Source organism: Arthrobacter sp. R1-13, from assembly GCF_054161475.1.
The window spans coordinates 2,227,038-2,243,058 of sequence record NZ_CP096420.1; the positions used below are offsets into that span (position 1 = coordinate 2,227,038).

The following is a 16,021-nucleotide window of genomic DNA, read 5'->3' on the forward strand; positions in this document are numbered from 1 at the left end:
ATGTGTGCTGATCAGTTGGAGGAGATCTGGCGCAGCACGTACTGCAGGATGCCACCGTTGCGGTAGTAGTCCGCTTCACCCGGGGTATCGATGCGGAGGACGGCGTCGAAGGACTTCACTGAACCGTCTTCAGCGGTGGCTGTGACCTTCAAAGTCTTGGGCGTCGTGCCTTCGTTGAGGGCAGTTACACCTTCAACCGCGAAAACCTCCGTGCCCGTCAGGCCCAGCGTCGCCGCTGACTCCCCTGCCGGGTACTGCAGCGGCAGGACGCCCATTCCAATGAGGTTGGAGCGGTGGATGCGCTCGTAGCTCTCGGCAACGACTGCCTTGACACCCAGCAGCGCGGTGCCCTTTGCTGCCCAGTCACGCGAGGAGCCTGAACCGTATTCCTTGCCTGCCAGGACAACCAACGGAGTACCGGCGGCCTGGTAGTTCTGCGCGGCGTCGTAGACGTAGGCCTGCGGCCCATCAGCCTGCGTGAAGTCGCGGGTGAAGCCACCCTCAACCCCGGCGCCGTCGTTGAAGCCGGCAAGCAGCTGGTTCTTGATGCGGATGTTGGCGAACGTACCGCGGATCATGACTTCGTGGTTGCCTCGGCGTGAGCCGTAGGAGTTGAAGTCCTTACGCTGCACACCGTTGGCCAGCAGGTACTGTCCGGCCGGGGTGTCCGACTTGAAGGAACCGGCCGGGGAAATGTGGTCCGTCGTTACCGAATCGCCGAGCTTCAGCAGCACACGTGCGCCGGAGATGTCAGTCACGGGTTCAGGCTGTGCCTTCATGCCCTCGAAATACGGAGGCTTCCGGACATATGTGGAGCTCGGGTCCCAGGCGAACGTGTCGCCGGCGGGGGTGTCCAGGGCCTTCCAACGGTCATCGCCGTCGAACACCCCTTCGTAGCCGCGAGCGAACATGTCCTTGTCGATCGAGGAATCGATAACCTGCTGGACCTCGACCGGGTTGGGCCAGATGTCCTTCAGGAAGACGTCGTTGCCTGCTTCGTCCTGGCCCAGGGCATCGGCTTCGAAGTCGAAGTCCATGGTGCCGGCCAGGGCGTAGGCGATGACCAGCGGCGGCGAGGCCAGGTAGTTCATCTTGATGTCGGGGTTGATGCGGCCCTCAAAGTTGCGGTTTCCGGACAACACGGCGGTAACGGAAAGATCGTTGGCCTGGATGGCCTCCGACACTTCGGCTTCCAGCGGTCCGGAGTTGCCGATGCAGGTAGCGCAGCCATAACCCACAATGTAGAAGCCGAGCTTCTCCAGGTAGGGCGTCAGGCCGGACTTCTCGTAGTAGTCGGTGACCACTTTGGAGCCCGGAGCGACGGAGGTCTTGACCCACGGCTTAGCCGAGAGACCCTTGTCGACGGCGTTGCGGGCCAGCAAAGCGGCGGCCAGCATGACCGACGGGTTGGACGTGTTGGTGCACGAGGTGATCGAGGCGATGGCGACAGCACCGTGATCAAGTTCGAACTCGCGGCCATCCGCCGTCTTGACGGAAACGGCTTTGGAGATCCGGCCGGCTGCTCCGTGGGCAGCGGAGTAGACCGGAGGTTCGCGGTCCGTATCCGTCACGTGGGAGTCGGGCTGGGTGAACGACGGAGCGTCCGAGGCCGGGAACGTCTCCTCGAGCGACTCATCCACTGTGCCGGCGTCGGCAGCATGGGAGACGTAGTTCAGGAGGTCGTGACGGAACTCGTCCTTGGCGTTGATGAGCTCGATGCGGTCCTGGGGACGCTTCGGACCCGAGATCGAGGGAACAACGGTGGACAGGTCCAGCTCAAGGTACTCCGAGAAGCGGATTTCCTTGGAAGCGTCGTGCCAGAGGCCCTGTTCCTTCGCGTAGGACTCCACAAGCGCCACGTTCTCGTCTGAGCGGCCGGTGAGGCGCAGGTAGTCGAGTGTGACGTCGTCGATCGGGAACATTGCGGCTGTGGAACCGAATTCCGGGCTCATGTTACCGATGGTGGCGCGGTTGGCCAGGGGCACCGCGGCAACACCTTCGCCGTAGAACTCCACGAACTTTCCAACAACACCGTGCTTGCGGAGCTGTTCGGTGATGGTCAGCACGACGTCCGTGGCGGTGGCACCGGCGGGAATGGATCCCGTTAGCTTGAAGCCCACAACCCGCGGGATCAGCATCGAGACAGGCTGGCCGAGCATCGCTGCTTCGGCCTCAATGCCGCCAACGCCCCAACCCAGTACACCCAGGCCGTTGACCATGGTGGTGTGCGAGTCAGTACCAACGCAGGTGTCGGGGTAAGCACGAAGAACGCCGCCGACTTCGCGCGTCATAACAGTGCGTGCGAGGTATTCGATGTTGACCTGGTGGACGATGCCGGTGCCCGGCGGAACCACCTTGAAGTCATCAAATGCGGTTTGGCCCCAGCGAAGGAACTGGTACCGCTCGCCGTTGCGCTGGTACTCAATCTCCATGTTGCGCTCAAGGGCGCCGGAGTTGCCGAAAGCGTCGATCTGCACGGAGTGGTCAATAACCATTTCCGCGGGAGCAAGCGGGTTGACCCTCTTCGGGTCACCGCCCAGCTCCTTGACGGCCTCGCGCATGGTGGCGAGGTCGACTACGCAGGGCACACCGGTGAAGTCCTGCATAATGACTCGGGCCGGTGTGAATTGGATCTCTGTTTCGGGCTGGGCGTCAGGATCCCAACCCGCCAAGGCACGGACGTGATCGGCAGTGATGTTCGCGCCGTCCTCGGTCCTCAACAGGTTCTCTAGCAATACCTTGAGGCTGAACGGAAGGTTTTCTGCACCTTCAACGGAGTTCAACCGGAAAATTTCATATTCGGTTCCGGCTACATTAAGTTTGCCTTTTGAACCGAAACTGTCCACTGTGCTCATCGCAGGACTCCTCTCGCAACAGTTTCATCTTTGTCGCGCGGTAGACCGCTTGCTAGTTAGGTCCTCCTAATTACTGCTAATTAGTCAAGGACTTAAGAATTGCAGGAGGTCAGCCGTGATTACGGCTCGCGACGCGGGACTACTACGCTCATCCTAGTGGCATCATCCCCGCGGAGTCAGCAACGCCACAGTCTCCAGGTGATGGGTGTGGGGGTAAAGGTCAAACGCCCGTAGCTCCTGCAGGGCCCAGCCCCTGTCCTGGAAGTAACCGAGATCACGTGCAAAGGACGCCGGGTCGCAGGACACATACGCGATGGCCCGCGGGGCCGTGTCAACCAGCTGGTGGACCACTGCCTTACCTGCCCCGGCACGGGGCGGGTCAAGAACCAGTGCGTCGAAGTTCCTTGGCTTGTGGCGAAGCACCCGCTCCACCTTTCCCTGAACGATCTCCACCTGAGGAGCGCCGTGCAGGTTCTTCCTCGCGTCCCGGCTGGTGCCGGGGGCACCTTCGACCGAAAGCACGGAACCCGTTGTGCCTACAGCGTCCCCCAATGCGGCGGTAAAGAGGCCGGCACCGGCATAAAGATCAGCTACTACAGCTCCGGCCTCGAGGAACCCGCCGTCGTGCAGGAACCCGGTCACTGCTCCCACCAGCGTTTCAGGTGCATCCCGGTGGATCTGCCAGAACCCCTCTCCGGTCACCCGGAACTCATGGCCGGCGGCAGACTCCTGCACCCATGTGCGGCCCTTCAGCTGGTTGAGATCGCCAGCGACGGGGTCAATTGACGCTACGGAGACGTCGTCAGGGAGTTGCGCAATGATCGCGCTGATCCGTTTTGCCTTGGTTCCGGGGGCGGGCGCCAGCAGCACCAGCCGCCGTGATCCGTTGGCCGGGGCAGCCACCTCCACCCGCTCTATCCCCTGAAGATCGATGTCCCAGAGGTTGAGCGAAGTGATGCCCTCGACGGCCAACGGCATGTCCTGGATGGAGATCACCTGGTCGGAGCGGTGGGCGTGCATGCCGAGCTTGCCCCCGGCGGTGACGGCAAAGCTCGCCCGCGTGCGCCAGGCGAGCCCGGGGACGCCGGCGGGGGCAGCAGTTCCGGCGTTGACAGCAGCGCCGCCTACCGGTTCAACTTCCGTGACAAGCTCAACGCCGGCGAGCCGCTTGAGCTGTTCGGCGAGCACTTCGCTTTTGAGCCGCCGCTGTCGTTCCAGCGAGACATGGCCGAATTCGGCCCCGCCTACCGGAGGATGTCCGTGCGGCCAGGACCGCAGTGAGTCTGCCACGTGCCAGAAGTGCGGAACGCGGTCAGGGGACCGTTCAAGGACCTCGACGACGTCGGCCCGCCAGAATTTGGCGGACTCCCCAGCGTCGGTCAGCCGGATCCGGACCTTTTCGCCGGGGATTCCATGCCGGACGAACACCACGCGGCCTTCATGCCGGGCGACGCAATGGCCCCCATGGGCCACAGGCCCGACGTCGACGACGAGGTCCGCCGGGGTGCGGGTCTTGGTGGCGTGGTTCATTGGATATCCTGCAGTTTCTTGGCTTCCTCAGATGATTTCAGCTGCCAGGGAACGCTGGCAACCATGACTCCCGGTTCAAAGTGCAACCGGGTCTTGATGCGCAATGCCGTTTGGTTATGCACCAATTGTTCCCACCATTTACCGACAACGTACTCCGGGATGTACACCACGATGAGGTCGCGGGGGGAATCACGCCGCATGTTCGTGATGTAGTCCATGATGGGCGTGATGGTTTCGCGGTAGGGGCTGGCCAGCACCGTCAACGGGACTGGAATCTCCAGCTTTTCCCAGTCAGCGAGCGTCTGGGCGGTTTCCTCCGGACTGATGTCCACAATGACGGCGTCCAGCCGTGACGGGCGGGAGGCCCGGGCGTATGCCAGCGCGCGCAGCACGGGTTTTCGCACATGCGAAACCAGGAGGACAGCGTGGACCCGAGTAGGAAGGGCACGCGGTGTCGAGTCTTCGTCCAACGCGAGTTCCTTGGCCACGTTGTCGTAATGGGCACGGATGCTCCACATGATGAGGATCAACACGAACATGGCAAGCAGAGCGAGCCACGCCCCCTGTTCGAATTTGGTGATCAGCACGATCGTCAGGACCAGCGCTGTCATGACGAATCCAATGGTGTTCAGGATCCGGGACTTGATGATCCGCCTGCGCCCGGCCTTGTCCCTTACGCGCCTCAGCTCCCGGCCCCAATGCCTGATCATTCCGAGCTGGCTCATGGTGAAGGAGATGAAAACACCCACAATGTAGAGCTGGATGAGCTTGGTGACGTCGGCGTTGAACGCAAAGATCAGGACCAGGGCTCCGGCCGCCAGTGCCAGGACACCGTTGCTGAAGGCGAGGCGATCGCCGCGGGTGCGCAACTGGCGGGGCAGATAGCCGTCCTGGGCAAGGATGGAGCCGAGAATGGGGAACCCCTTGAAAGCGGTGTTGGACGCAAAAACCAGGATCAGAATGGTGGCGGCAATAACTACGAAGAAGAGGAAGGACCCGATGCCAAAGATCGTCTGGGCGATTTGGCCCAAGGCCGGAGTCTGGATGTAGTCGGCTGCCAGCGGTTTGCCGTCCAGGAGCAGCTCGGTGGCCGGGTCAAAGACAATTTTCACCTTGGTGGCATTGGCCAGGTAGATGACGCCGGCGAACATGACCGAGGCGAAGACTCCGACCATCAGGAGTGTGGTTGCCGCGTTCTTGCTCTTTGGCTTCTGAAAGCTTGGTACGCCGTTGCTGATCGCCTCTACACCGGTCAGGGCGACCGCCCCGGATGAAAAGGCCCGGAGTAGCAGGAACGCACCCGCCAGTCCCACGAGGCCCTCGTCGAAGTGCTCGGTCGGCACAATGGTGAAACCGGCGGAGGGAGCTTCGCCAAGCTGCCCGGTGGCGGCCTGAAAGACGCCGACGGCGGTCATACCGAGAATGGCCGTCATGAAGATATAGGTAGGCGCTGCGAAAAGAGTTCCAGCTTCCTTAACGCCCCGCAGGTTGATCAGAGCAAGCAGAGCAACGCCAGTGGCGGCCAGCATCGCCTGCTGGCCGTGAAGAGCAGGAACAGTGGTGGACAGATAGGCAGCTGCTGACGACATGGAAACGGCCAGTGTAAGGACATAGTCCACCAACAGGGCGGATGCGACGGTCAGGCCTGCATACCTGCCCAGGTTCACTGTGGCAATCTCGTAGTCCCCGCCCCCTGAAGGATAGGCATGGACATTCTGCCGGTAGGAGGCAATCACAGTGAGCAGCACCACCATGACGGCGAGCCCAACCCAAGGGGAAAACGCGACGGCGCTTACCCCGGCCAGCGCGAGCGTCAGCAGGATCTCATCCGGAGCATACGCCACCGATGACAAGGCGTCGGAGGCGAAGACGGGGAGAGCAATCCGCTTCGGCAGCAGTGTGGGAGACAGGCGGTCGTTCCGGACGGGCCTCCCCACCAGCACCCTCTTGGCGGCATTCAGAATTGTCAGCACCAGACAAAGCTAGTCGGATTCGCGCGTGATGTCATGACGGCCCGGACCGTCCTGCTGATGTGACCCGTCTCCCTGCCTGCCCCAGCTGCCCGGCCATGGCTCCTGCTGCCGGTAGAGTCGTACAGGCAGCAGGATTCAGCATTGAGGAGGAACCGGTGGCCCACTTCGTCATCATGGGTTGCGGACGTGTAGGGGCGACGCTGGCGCACACACTGGAGGATGCCGGCCATTCGGTGGCCATCATCGACCAGGACGACCGCGCCTTCCGGCGCCTGCGCAGCGGCTTCTCCGGACGCAAAGTCACGGGAGTAGGGTTCGACCGGGAGACCCTCAAACAGGCCGGGGTGGCTGAAGCCTATGCCTTCGCCGCGGTGTCCAGCGGTGACAACTCCAACATCCTGGCTACCAGGGTCGCGCGGGAAACGTTCCATGTCCCGCATGTTGTGGCCAGAATCTATGACCCTGGCCGGGCTGAGATCTACCAGCGCCTGGGAATCCCCACCGTTGCCGCGGTCCGCTGGAGCGCGGACCAGGTGTTGAGGCGCATACTGCCAGAACAGCACTTGGCGGGTGATTTCCGCGAGCCCTCTGGCAGGCTCGTCCTGGCAGAAATTGAGTTGGATCCGGCGTGGATCGGACAGTCCCTGAGCCAGATCGAAAGTGCAGCGGACATCAGGATCGCCTACCTGACCCGCTTTGGGGAGGGCGTTCTCCCCACGCCCGCAATGTCCTATCAGGACGGTGATACCGTCCACGCCATGCTTCGGGTGGAGCGAAGTGCCGAAGTGGCGCACCTCCTTGCCAAAGCACCCGTGAAGGAGTCTTGAGTGAAAGTCGTCATTGTTGGAGCAGGCAGTGTTGGTTCCTCGATTGCCCGCGAACTCCTGGCCCACAAGCACGAAATCCTGCTTCTTGATCTGAAGCCGGAGGTGATCGGCCGAAGCGGGTTGCGTGGGGCGCACTGGCTTGTTGGTGACGCCTGCGAGCTCAGCACTCTTCAGGATGCCAGGCTCGAAGATGCCGACGTTGTGGTCTCGGCCACCGGCGATGACAAGGTCAACCTGGTGGTATCACTGCTGGCCAAAACGGAGTTCGGTGTTGGACGCACTGTTGGCAGGGTCAACAACCCCAAGAACGACTGGATGTTCAATGATTCCTGGGGAGTGGACGTAGCAGTCAACACCCCGCAGCTCATGACCGCGCTGGTGGAGGAAGCTGTGGAGATCGGGGACCTTGTCCGGCTCCTCACGCTCCAGACGGGAGTGTCGTCACTGGTTGAATTCACTGTGCCCCACGACTCCTATGCCATCGGGCTGACCGTTGGAGACATCAATTGGCCTGAGGATTCCACTCTGGTGGCCATTTTGCGCGACCAGGCACCCATCACGCCCACCCGGGATGACGTTATCGACGGCGGCGACGAATTGTTCTTCGTCACCACCATCGCAGCCGAGGATGAACTGCGTGCTTTGTTGTCCCCTGAGTCGGCCCACGATCAAGAGGAAGGTCCGGCAGAATATTCCGCTGGCGCTGATCAGGCTCCGGAGGCTGTTCAGGCCCCCGAGGACGACGGCTTCGAGGGCTGAGCGCTATCTGCCTCAGGCGATGGGGCAGGCTTCGTTATCAGCCAGGCCACCCAGATGCCGAGGATGTAGAGTGGCGCGCCCATGATAAGCCGCATGGTGGCCAATGCCGCGAGGCCCTCGCCCCCCATGAAATACAGGGGAACCTGAACCAGGAGCCGAAGCGCGAGCACGGCGACTATTACCCAGGTGCCTAAGGAGTAAGCCCGGACGCGTACCGGGTCCTTGCGCCAATCAAGCCCTTCGTTGCGGATGAATCCAAACAGCAGTCCGGTCACCGGCCATTTAATCGCGATGGAAACGATCATGGCGACGATATACGCGGCATTGGTGAAGAAGCCAGGGACGTAGAAGTCCTCGGCCTTCCCCGTGATGTTGGCAAGCCACGCTGAAATTCCTACGCCCACAACGCCGGCGAAGGCCTGGGTCAGCGGCCGCCTCTGGATCAGCCTCGCTACGGTAAAGAGGGCGGCTGCTGACAGGGCCGCGACAAGGGAAACCGTCAGATTCGCGGTGATCGTGAAAGACACCAGGAAAACGAGCCCGGGAAGGATGCTTTCCGCAATTCCCTGGACCCCGCCCGCGGTCTTGAGGACGTTGATGCGGCCGTCGCTGTGACGGTGGAGTCCTGCCTTTGCCGCATAGCCCTCAGCAAGAGCCGCGACGGTTGGTGGAGGAGTCCCATCCACATTGCGTGCAGGATCGCCTGAAACCGGCGTGGGTAGCGACGGATCCTGGGACGGTTCCTGCGGCGTCTCCTCTGTCGGCTTGGGGGCCCGGGATGAATTCGGGGCCGGAGGCGGCGTTTCGGACTCGGTCATTCGTGCTCCTGGCGGGAAAGTATTTCATAGCGGGGGTTGAACATGGTGGGAAGGCCGTCACGGAGGGTCAGCATCCCTTGAAGCTGCAGTTCTACGCCGGCAGCGATGCCGGGGACCCGGCGTCGGCCGAGCCAGGTGACGCGCAACCTGGCGGGAAGTGCAGACGCCCCCGTTACCTTGCTTTCTGCTCCTGAGGAATCAACGGACTTTTTAAGAGTGCTCAATAACCCGGCGCTTTTTGTAACCGTATGGCGGTCCCGGACCACTGCCGTAAAGGACGCGACGTCGGATGCGGGAACAAATGTCACTGATTCAATGAACCCGTGACACACCACTCTCCCCCTCTCCGGCAGTTCACTCACTGACAGGACGGGGCCTTCCGGTACCTGCGCGTGATCAGCCAATCTGGGTAATCTCAGGTCCGCGTTCAGGCTTCTGGAATTCGGGGGCGCCTTGGGGTGTCGTGGTGGCGTCCTTGGGCAGCCGCAACTGCAGGAGATCCCGCGGCGGCATCGGGTTATCACCGCGAACGACGACGATCTGCCGGAAGAGCCCTTCAAGGGCAGCTGCAGCTTCACGGTCGACGGCGGCCTCCCCGCCCAGGACTCCCCGCAGGAACCAGCGGGGGCCATCCACGCCGATGAATCGGGCCACCCGGTAGCCTCGGCTGCCATCGGCCTGACCGGCCGGAAGCTTGGCAACAAGCTCCGTCCCGAAGCTGCCCTGCACCTCCTCCACCTGACCGCCCTGGCCGCTGACGGACTGACCGATCTGTTCGCGGATCTCATCCCAGAGGCCCTCCGAACGGGGGGCGGCAAATGCCTGGAGTTGGAGGCTTGACCCCTGGAGGTCCATGGTGACAGCGACTACCCGCTGCGTGGCCTCTTCCACCTCGAGCCGAAGCTGAAGCCCTTCTGTGGGCGCAATAAGGAGAGCACCAAGGTCAACGTAGCCGTCCTGGCTCTCAATCTCGGCGGCATCGAACGGGCCGCTGGAACGTGGACCCGTTGACTCCTCGCCGCCTTCGGAGGTCCCGTCGTCGGTTTCCGGCCACTCTGCGGACTCTGCCGCCTGTTCCTTCTTGGCTTTCCTGCCACGCCCAAAAACCATGGGGTTGTCTCCTTAGTTGTTCTTGTCCCACGTGGGGAGGACACCTGTCCGCGCTGCTAAGAGCCGGTTATGGTGCCGACGCCCGGCTTCTTTGAAACCTGCTGCTTCGTTGAAACCCTGCCGCTGGGTGGGGATTACACCGGGGATTGACCGAATCCACCGGTTGAGCCGAAGCCGCCGCTGCCGCGGACAGAATCACTGAGTTCCCCTACAGCAACGAAGTCCGCATACTCAACGCGCTGAATCACCATCTGTGCAATTCTATCGCCGCGACTCAATTCAATGGCGTGTTCACGATCCGTATTCAGAAGCGTCACTGAGATCTCGCCCCGGTAGCCGGCGTCGACGGTTCCGGGGGCATTAACAATGGTCAGGCCGTGCTTCGTGGCGAGACCCGAACGGGGATGAATGAGGGCGACGTAACCCTCAGGCAAGGCAATTGACACTCCCGTGGCAACCAACCGGCGCTCACCCGGGGCCAACACCACATCCTCACGGGAGCGGAGGTCGGCGCCCGCGTCTCCGGGGTGGGCATACGACGGAGCCTCCAGGCCGTCGTCGAGCATTTTCAGCTGTACCGTCAAAGTCCTCTTACCGGTTGACGAGGAAGGATCCACCGGCGCATCTCCGGGCACTATCCGCACCGCTGCTAGTTCATCAGTCACAGTCACTCACTCTATCGTCCGAGCCGGAAATCGGCCTAGCCGCCGCTCGTGGCAGGAAGGAGGGGCAAAGATGAATTAGCCTGCGAAAAGTGGAAAGCTTGGCTCATGCCGGAATCCAACGCAGGTTCGCCTGCTCCCAACAGCACTCCCAGCGCCACTGTACTTTTCCGAGAAAAGCTCTGGCCCACCTTTTGGATCTGGCTTATCGCGGTGGGACTGGCCGGTGCGGGCATCCTCGTATTTGCTCCTATCAGCCTGGCTGCCGGCTTCACGGCGGCCGCGGTCCTGTTTGTGATCATGGCCGTCATGCTGATGACGTCGACGCCGACCATTACCGTTACGCCTGAAACCCTCCAAGTGGGCCGCGCGACCATAGAACGACAGTTCGTCGGGGATGCAGCAGCTTTCCGTGGCAAAGAAGCTACAGCGGAACGTGGGGTGCGGCTGAACGGCCTCGCTTACCTTTGCATCCGGGGGTGGGTGGACCCCGTGGTGCGGATCGAAATCACTGATCCGTCAGACCGGACTCCCTACTGGCTTGCGTCCACCAGGCGCCCCGACGAACTGCTGGCGGCACTTCAGCGATAACTGGCCCGCCTAGCCTTCGCATTCTTTGCAGAACTTCATTCCGTCCTTCTCCCGGGCCACCTGGGACCGGTGCCGGACGAGGAAACAGGACGCACACGTGAACTCGTCCGCCTGGGGAGGCAGGACACGAACCAGGAGCTCTTCCCCGGAAAGGTCTGCGCCGGGGAGTTCATAGCCCTCGGCAATATCAGATTCATCCTCGTCCACCACCGCGGTTGGCTTGTCCGTCCGCCGCGACTTCAGTTCTTCAAGGGAATCTTCGCTGAGGTCTTCTTCTGTCTTCCTTGGCGCATCGTAGTCTGTCGCCATGATTTGTTTGCTCACACTCCGCATTGGCTCGGTTGGATCCCCGGCCCCAGGGGAGCCTGGGGCCGGTTCACCGATGTAAACGTTGCGCCATCGGATTTTGTGCCCGATTTCCGCGCTATTTTTCCCTAAGAGGAATGGGAATGCCAGAGCCCCGCCGCTCCTTTTTCCGAACCCCGGCAAGGGGCGGAAAGTCGCGGAAAATCGCGGCGCGCCCTCCGTCCTAACAGCAATTGGTCCCGCCGAGTGGCAGAGTTTCGATTGTTAGTAATGCCAGGGTGGAGGATTTGTATGCAGGATCTAAGGCTTGTAGGCGTCCACGACGACGGAGAGCATCTCCTGTTGAGCGGCACCGGCGGCGAGATGTTCCGGCTGCCGATCGATGAAGCACTCCGTGTCGCGGCCAGCCGCACTTCCGCGAACGCCGCAGCGCGCGCAGCGACCACGCCCATTGCCATGTCTCCACGTGATATCCAGGCCAAAATCAGGAGCGGTTCAACGGCCGCCGAGGTGGCTGACTTGTCCGGAATACCCCTGGCGAAGGTGCAACGGTATGAGGGGCCGGTGCTTGCCGAACGCGAATACGTCGCCCAGCAAGCCCGCAAGATTGAAGTCGCAGCTCCGGCTCCCGGCCATGACATCTATCGGTCAGCCTTTGGGGACAACCCGGCCTCCCTCGGCGAAATGGTTGCCCACCGCTTGACCGCCCATGGCGTCGAGCCTTCCACTGTCGAGTGGGACTCCTGGCGCAGGCCGGACGGAACCTGGACAGTGGTTGCAAGGTTCGAGGCAAGAACGGGCGGACCGTCGAACATCGGCGAGGAGCCCCCTGCGATGTGGACCTTCAGTCCAAGCAGGAAGTCTCTGCAGAATGCCAACCGCTGGGCCCAGCAGCTGAGCGAACTGGAACCGTTGGACGGACCCCTTCCCACCCGCAGGCTCTCTGCCGTCTCAGACCGGCCCTTTGATTTTGAAACCGATGCCGGCGCGGGCCGGAACGCTGCCGGAAAGCAGGGGAAAGACTCCGACGGGCTGCTCGACATGCTGCGCTCCCGCCGGGGACAACGGCTCGGAGTTGACGAAGACAGCGACGACGCATTGGCGCTCCTGCTGACCAACGGGGTTCCCGCAGCTCATCCGAGGCCTTCGGAAGTAGTTCCTGAAGCTGACGGCGAACCCGAAGCGGCAGGGCCGGAAGTCGGAAAGGACGCAGCCAGGCCGGCAGAACGTTCAGATTTCCACGACAGCAAACGGGATGCCAAGGTGTCCATGCTGTCGCGGCTCAGCCTCGCCCCCCGCCCGCAGAGCGATGACGAAGATTCCCTGAAGCTGCAGGACGGCGTCAGTACGGATACACGGGAGATCACCATCGTTCCTGGTCCCCGCCGCCCCGGCGCAGGTGGTGCCGGCAGCGTAGGCGCTGCTGGCAATGCGGGCGGTGCCGCCAATGCGGGGGGTGCCGGTGGGACAGTTAACAGTGGTGGGCAGGGTCTGAGCGGTGCACCTTCACGTCCGGGCCATGAATCCGGCGGAAATGGTTCACGTGATCCCGCTCCTGGCCAAGCGACGAGAAATGCCGGCGGCATGCAAAGTGTCGGGCTCGACGAGCTGCTGGGAGGGCGTGGTGGCCGCCGCTCCGCCAGCGATTCCGCAGGCACCCGGGAACGGGAAGGGAACCGCGAGCGGGAGGGAATCCGTGAGCGGGACGGGGACCAGCCCGAGCGGCAACCATCCAAACCCAAGCGGTCAAGCGTCCCGAGCTGGGACGAGATTGTGTTCGGAACCCGCGGGGATTGAAAGGATCGCGCCGCAAAAAAGCGCTTTGCTCCTAGGAGTCCTTTGCGGGCGGCAAGCCTGTTGCATTCCAGACACAGGCATCAGTATCAAACGGCAGAAGCTGGTCATGCTGGGCTAGGATATTGGCGCCGTGGGCAGTGACCCGGCGCATGTAGTGCCTGCGGCATAGCGTTTCATACCCCACCACCGGCGGCTGAAGTGAGTCTGTACTTCCGGTTCCTCCGCCAATTCCCCGGTCGACGTCGCCGACCACAATCTGCTCCCCTTCCACGACCATGACTCCGTCAACAGTGCGGGCATTCTGGGTGGCCCGCCGCCCGCACCAGCACAATGCCTCCACTTGGAGGACCTGGACGCGGTCGGCCAGCTCAATGAGCCGCTGGGAGCCGGGAAACAACCGCGTACGAAAATCTGCGGTGATGCCGAAGGCGAAAACGTCGAGCTCCATCTCGTCCACAACACGGGCCAGCTGTTCCACCTGCAAAGGCGAATAGAACTGCGCCTCGTCGCAAATCAGATAGTCCACGCGGCCGCCTTTGGTTCTGCGCTGCACCACCTCTTCCCAGAAATCTGTGGAGTCAAGCACTTCCACGGCGTCTGTTTCAAGGCCCAAGCGGCTCGAGATACGGGAGCCGCCGGCACGGTCATTGCGGCTGAATCTGACTCCGCCCCGGCCCCGCGCCCGGTGGTTGTAGTCCATCTGCAAGGCAAGCGTCGATTTGCCGCAGTCCATGGTTCCCGAGAAAAAGACGAGTTCAGCCACGCCTGCCCTTTCTGCCCTGAGCACGGAAGCACAAAAGAGGAACCTCACGTTCGGCTTTGGTCAATGAACCGTGCTGACCGACCACCTCCAGGGCTGTCGGCCGCACCCTGCGGGTGTCGTAGAGGGCCAGCGCGTCCCTTGCGGCGATCATGACGTCGCCGATCCTGGGAACCACCTGCTCGCGGACCCTGCCGAATAGTCCGGCGGCGATGGCCTCCTCACGGGTAAAAGCCCAGATGCGTTCGCCAAATCTGGAACGCCAGGCTGCCAGCAACCGGTCCCGCCCCTCTTGCCCGAGATCGGGCTCGACGTAAAGATGGAGCATCCGGGGCTCACCAGCTGTATGGCGAACGCCTGCAATCAGGGCCGGATCTGCGGAAAAGTCGAGCCGTTGGGACTCTGGGACATCCAGCATCCCGTGATCTGCAGTGAGGAGCATTGTGGTGCCGGCCGGAAAGGTGGAACTGAGCCTGCGGACAGTGGCATCCAGTTCTTCCAGCTGATGCTCCCACTGCGGGGACTGGCAGCCATGCCTGTGGCCTGCCTTGTCGAGTTCATTGACGTAGAAGTACATGAGGGCCCGATCTGTGCTTTCCATCGCTTCAGCAGCGGCCTCTGTCCTTGCATGGGCACTGATTCCCGAGACGTGACGGCCACCGCGCAGGGCGGCCTGGGTCATGGGCGAACTGGTGAACTGGGGAAGGCTGACGGTGATCACGTCCAGGTGCTCTGCCGCGCGCTCCAGGACAGTCGGGAAAGGCTGCCACGTCTGGGGGTCCACGCAGGAGTCCCAATTTCCGAGCATATTGACCACTTTGTCCTGGTCAGGGTCCAGGATGTCGTAGCCCACCATGCCGTGCTGGCCGGGCTCAAGCCCTGTCCCGAGGCTGGCAAGGGAAGCAGAGGTGGTGGAAGGAAAGGCTGCATCCAGCACCACGGGAACGGAGCCCTGACCCGCCAGCACCAGGCTCCGCAGGAACGGTGTGTGGGCAAGTTTTTGCTTCAGCAGGCTGCGTCCCAGGCCATCAGCAACAATGACGCAGATCCGCTGTCCCTGCGGAAGATTGAGACGATTGTCAAAGCCCTCGATGCCCAGGCTGGCGGCTGCGCTGGGAAACACTTCGGCAACCGAGCGGCTTCCGAAGGCCGGGGCGGAAGGAAGGGAGAGAGCACCCGACGGAAGCGGCGGCGCTGTCGCAGGGATCGGGCCAGGACTTTGCGCAGGCGCCATCCTAACGCTGGTGCCCGCGGCTGAGGCGGTTGCCGAAAACGCCCATCCTGGGTCGAGGATGAGCCGAGCCTGCATGGGCGGTGGGAGTGGAAGATCCGGTGTTCACGGCGCGCAGAGCACGGGCGAAAAGCTTCGCGTCCTGGACGGCCTGCAGTCCGTCGGCTTCGGCACTGATCCGAAGGACAATGTCCTCCTGGGCAATGGTTCCGCTGTAGCCGTGATCGGCTTCGCACTGTGGATCTCCACAGCTGGCCGGCCCGACGTCGAGGCGCTGGCCCCCGGACCAGGCGATCGAGAGAGTTACCTCCCGGACGGGATCCGACGACTTGTAGTTTTGCGGCTGGGCGTACATGTAGCTGAGCACGACAGACCGGATCTGCGCGACGGGCACGGACTCGGTGGAAATCTGGGCTACGATCTGCTCGCCGGCTTCGTCGAGCTGCTGATCGTCCACGTGGGTGATGACCAGCATGTCGTCGGTCAGGACCAGCACTGTGATGTGCCGGCGTACTTCGGCCCGGTCGAAGTGCGTTTCCAGATGGACAAGGTGCGCCACGCAGTCCCGCCCATCCAGGGCGTCATCAACGACGTCGGCCACGAGCCGGGGGTAAAAACCGGCCTGCTGAAGCGCTCCCTCCAGGCTCTGTCCTTGGACGCTGTGGTTGTGTGAGCTGTGGGAATGCGGGACCTGCTGGCCTGGCTGGTTCCCGGTCACGGGCGTTTGCGGCTTCGAGGTGGGAGGCTGGGAGCTCATGACCCCATTTTCACAGATCGGCTGGGGAGTTGCTAACTGCAGGCG

15 protein-coding genes are annotated in these 16,021 nt (G+C 62.5%); 4 read left to right on the forward strand and 11 right to left on the reverse strand.

Annotation, left to right across the window (positions count from 1 at the left end):
• Nucleotides 1–11: 11 nt before the first annotated feature.
• The 3 genes from M1D88_RS10260 to M1D88_RS10270 all read right to left on the reverse strand — a co-directional run bounded on the left by M1D88_RS10260 (nucleotide 12) and on the right by M1D88_RS10270 (nucleotide 6,358).
• Nucleotides 12–2,855 carry an aconitate hydratase gene (locus M1D88_RS10260; RefSeq protein ID WP_458114392.1) on the reverse strand — a complete coding sequence of 948 codons (2,844 nt, stop codon included), beginning with the start codon at nucleotides 2,853–2,855 and terminating at the stop codon, nucleotides 12–14.
• Nucleotides 2,856–3,017: 162 nt separating this feature from the next.
• Complete coding sequence (locus tag M1D88_RS10265; RefSeq protein ID WP_458114393.1) at nucleotides 3,018–4,385, reverse strand: class I SAM-dependent RNA methyltransferase; 1,368 nt, start codon at nucleotides 4,383–4,385, stop codon at nucleotides 3,018–3,020.
• Nucleotides 4,382–6,358 carry an APC family permease gene (locus M1D88_RS10270; RefSeq protein WP_458114394.1) on the reverse strand — a complete coding sequence of 659 codons (1,977 nt, stop codon included), beginning with the start codon at nucleotides 6,356–6,358 and terminating at the stop codon, nucleotides 4,382–4,384. The genes M1D88_RS10265 and M1D88_RS10270 overlap by 4 nt, the downstream gene beginning before the upstream one ends.
• Nucleotides 6,359–6,513: 155 nt before the next feature.
• Here M1D88_RS10270 and M1D88_RS10275 point away from each other — a divergent pair, with 155 nt between their 5' ends.
• On the forward strand, nucleotides 6,514–7,185 hold the full coding sequence (locus M1D88_RS10275; RefSeq protein ID WP_458114395.1) for a potassium channel family protein: 672 nt from the start codon (nucleotides 6,514–6,516) through the stop codon (nucleotides 7,183–7,185).
• Nucleotides 7,186–7,944, forward strand: a complete 759-nt coding sequence (locus M1D88_RS10280) for a potassium channel family protein (protein ID WP_458114396.1) — start codon at nucleotides 7,186–7,188, stop codon at nucleotides 7,942–7,944.
• Here M1D88_RS10280 and M1D88_RS10285 read toward each other — a convergent pair.
• From M1D88_RS10285 to dut, 4 genes are all read right to left on the reverse strand, one after another.
• On the reverse strand, nucleotides 7,911–8,762 hold the full coding sequence (locus M1D88_RS10285) for a DUF3159 domain-containing protein (RefSeq protein ID WP_458114397.1): 852 nt from the start codon (nucleotides 8,760–8,762) through the stop codon (nucleotides 7,911–7,913). The genes M1D88_RS10280 and M1D88_RS10285 overlap by 34 nt on opposite strands.
• Complete coding sequence (locus tag M1D88_RS10290; protein WP_458114398.1) at nucleotides 8,759–9,166, reverse strand: hypothetical protein; 408 nt, start codon at nucleotides 9,164–9,166, stop codon at nucleotides 8,759–8,761. Before M1D88_RS10290 ends, M1D88_RS10285 begins: the two co-directional genes overlap by 4 nt.
• Nucleotides 9,159–9,872: a DUF3710 domain-containing protein gene (locus M1D88_RS10295; RefSeq protein ID WP_458114399.1), complete on the reverse strand. Its 714-nt coding sequence runs from the start codon at nucleotides 9,870–9,872 to the stop codon at nucleotides 9,159–9,161. The genes M1D88_RS10290 and M1D88_RS10295 overlap by 8 nt, the downstream gene beginning before the upstream one ends.
• 134 nt (nucleotides 9,873–10,006) lie before the next feature.
• Nucleotides 10,007–10,537: a dUTP diphosphatase gene (gene dut, locus M1D88_RS10300; RefSeq protein WP_458114400.1), complete on the reverse strand. Its 531-nt coding sequence runs from the start codon at nucleotides 10,535–10,537 to the stop codon at nucleotides 10,007–10,009.
• A 105-nt stretch (nucleotides 10,538–10,642) separates the two neighbouring features.
• Between dut and M1D88_RS10305 the strand changes: the two genes are divergently transcribed.
• Nucleotides 10,643–11,125, forward strand: coding sequence for a DUF3093 domain-containing protein (locus tag M1D88_RS10305; RefSeq protein WP_458114401.1), 483 nt, complete (start codon nucleotides 10,643–10,645; stop codon nucleotides 11,123–11,125).
• A gap of 9 nt (nucleotides 11,126–11,134) precedes the next feature.
• Here M1D88_RS10305 and M1D88_RS10310 read toward each other — a convergent pair whose 3' ends face one another.
• Nucleotides 11,135–11,434 (reverse strand): DUF4193 domain-containing protein, encoded by a 300-nt coding sequence (locus M1D88_RS10310; protein ID WP_309105666.1) that lies wholly within the window; start codon nucleotides 11,432–11,434, stop codon nucleotides 11,135–11,137.
• Nucleotides 11,435–11,722: 288 nt separating this feature from the next.
• Between M1D88_RS10310 and sepH the strand changes: the two genes are divergently transcribed.
• Nucleotides 11,723–13,228: a septation protein SepH gene (gene sepH, locus M1D88_RS10315; protein WP_458114402.1), complete on the forward strand. Its 1,506-nt coding sequence runs from the start codon at nucleotides 11,723–11,725 to the stop codon at nucleotides 13,226–13,228.
• 31 nt (nucleotides 13,229–13,259) lie between these two features.
• On the opposite strand, the gene M1D88_RS10320 is transcribed toward sepH, so the two are convergent.
• Genes M1D88_RS10320 through M1D88_RS10330 form a run of 3 tightly spaced genes read right to left on the reverse strand, consistent with a single transcriptional unit; the run spans nucleotide 13,260 to nucleotide 15,976 of the window.
• Nucleotides 13,260–13,991, reverse strand: coding sequence for a thymidine kinase (locus M1D88_RS10320; RefSeq protein ID WP_458114403.1), 732 nt, complete (start codon nucleotides 13,989–13,991; stop codon nucleotides 13,260–13,262).
• A complete protein-coding gene (locus tag M1D88_RS10325) occupies nucleotides 13,984–15,222 on the reverse strand; it encodes an alkaline phosphatase family protein (RefSeq protein ID WP_458114404.1) in 1,239 nt (412 codons plus the stop codon). The genes M1D88_RS10320 and M1D88_RS10325 overlap by 8 nt, the downstream gene beginning before the upstream one ends.
• A 1-nt stretch (nucleotide 15,223) precedes the next feature.
• Complete coding sequence (locus M1D88_RS10330) at nucleotides 15,224–15,976, reverse strand: DUF5998 family protein (protein ID WP_309105548.1); 753 nt, start codon at nucleotides 15,974–15,976, stop codon at nucleotides 15,224–15,226.
• Between the last annotated feature and the right edge of the window lie 45 nt (nucleotides 15,977–16,021).

Bases quoted from the DNA above. Each gene is read 5' to 3' on its own strand.
- M1D88_RS10260 (WP_458114392.1), bottom strand. From the start codon at position 2,855: ATGAGCACAGTGGACAGTTTCGGTTCAAAAGGCAAACTTAATGTAGCC.
- M1D88_RS10265 (WP_458114393.1), bottom strand. From the start codon at position 4,385: ATGAACCACGCCACCAAGACCCGCACCCCGGCGGACCTCGTCGTCGAC.
- M1D88_RS10285 (WP_458114397.1), bottom strand. From the start codon at position 8,762: ATGACCGAGTCCGAAACGCCGCCTCCGGCCCCGAATTCATCCCGGGCC.
- M1D88_RS10295 (WP_458114399.1), bottom strand. From the start codon at position 9,872: ATGGTTTTTGGGCGTGGCAGGAAAGCCAAGAAGGAACAGGCGGCAGAG.
- M1D88_RS10305 (WP_458114401.1), top strand. From the start codon at position 10,643: ATGCCGGAATCCAACGCAGGTTCGCCTGCTCCCAACAGCACTCCCAGC.
- M1D88_RS10310 (WP_309105666.1), bottom strand. From the start codon at position 11,434: ATGGCGACAGACTACGATGCGCCAAGGAAGACAGAAGAAGACCTCAGC.
- sepH (WP_458114402.1), top strand. From the start codon at position 11,723: ATGCAGGATCTAAGGCTTGTAGGCGTCCACGACGACGGAGAGCATCTC.
- M1D88_RS10325 (WP_458114404.1), bottom strand. From the start codon at position 15,222: ATGGCGCCTGCGCAAAGTCCTGGCCCGATCCCTGCGACAGCGCCGCCG.
- M1D88_RS10330 (WP_309105548.1), bottom strand. From the start codon at position 15,976: ATGAGCTCCCAGCCTCCCACCTCGAAGCCGCAAACGCCCGTGACCGGG.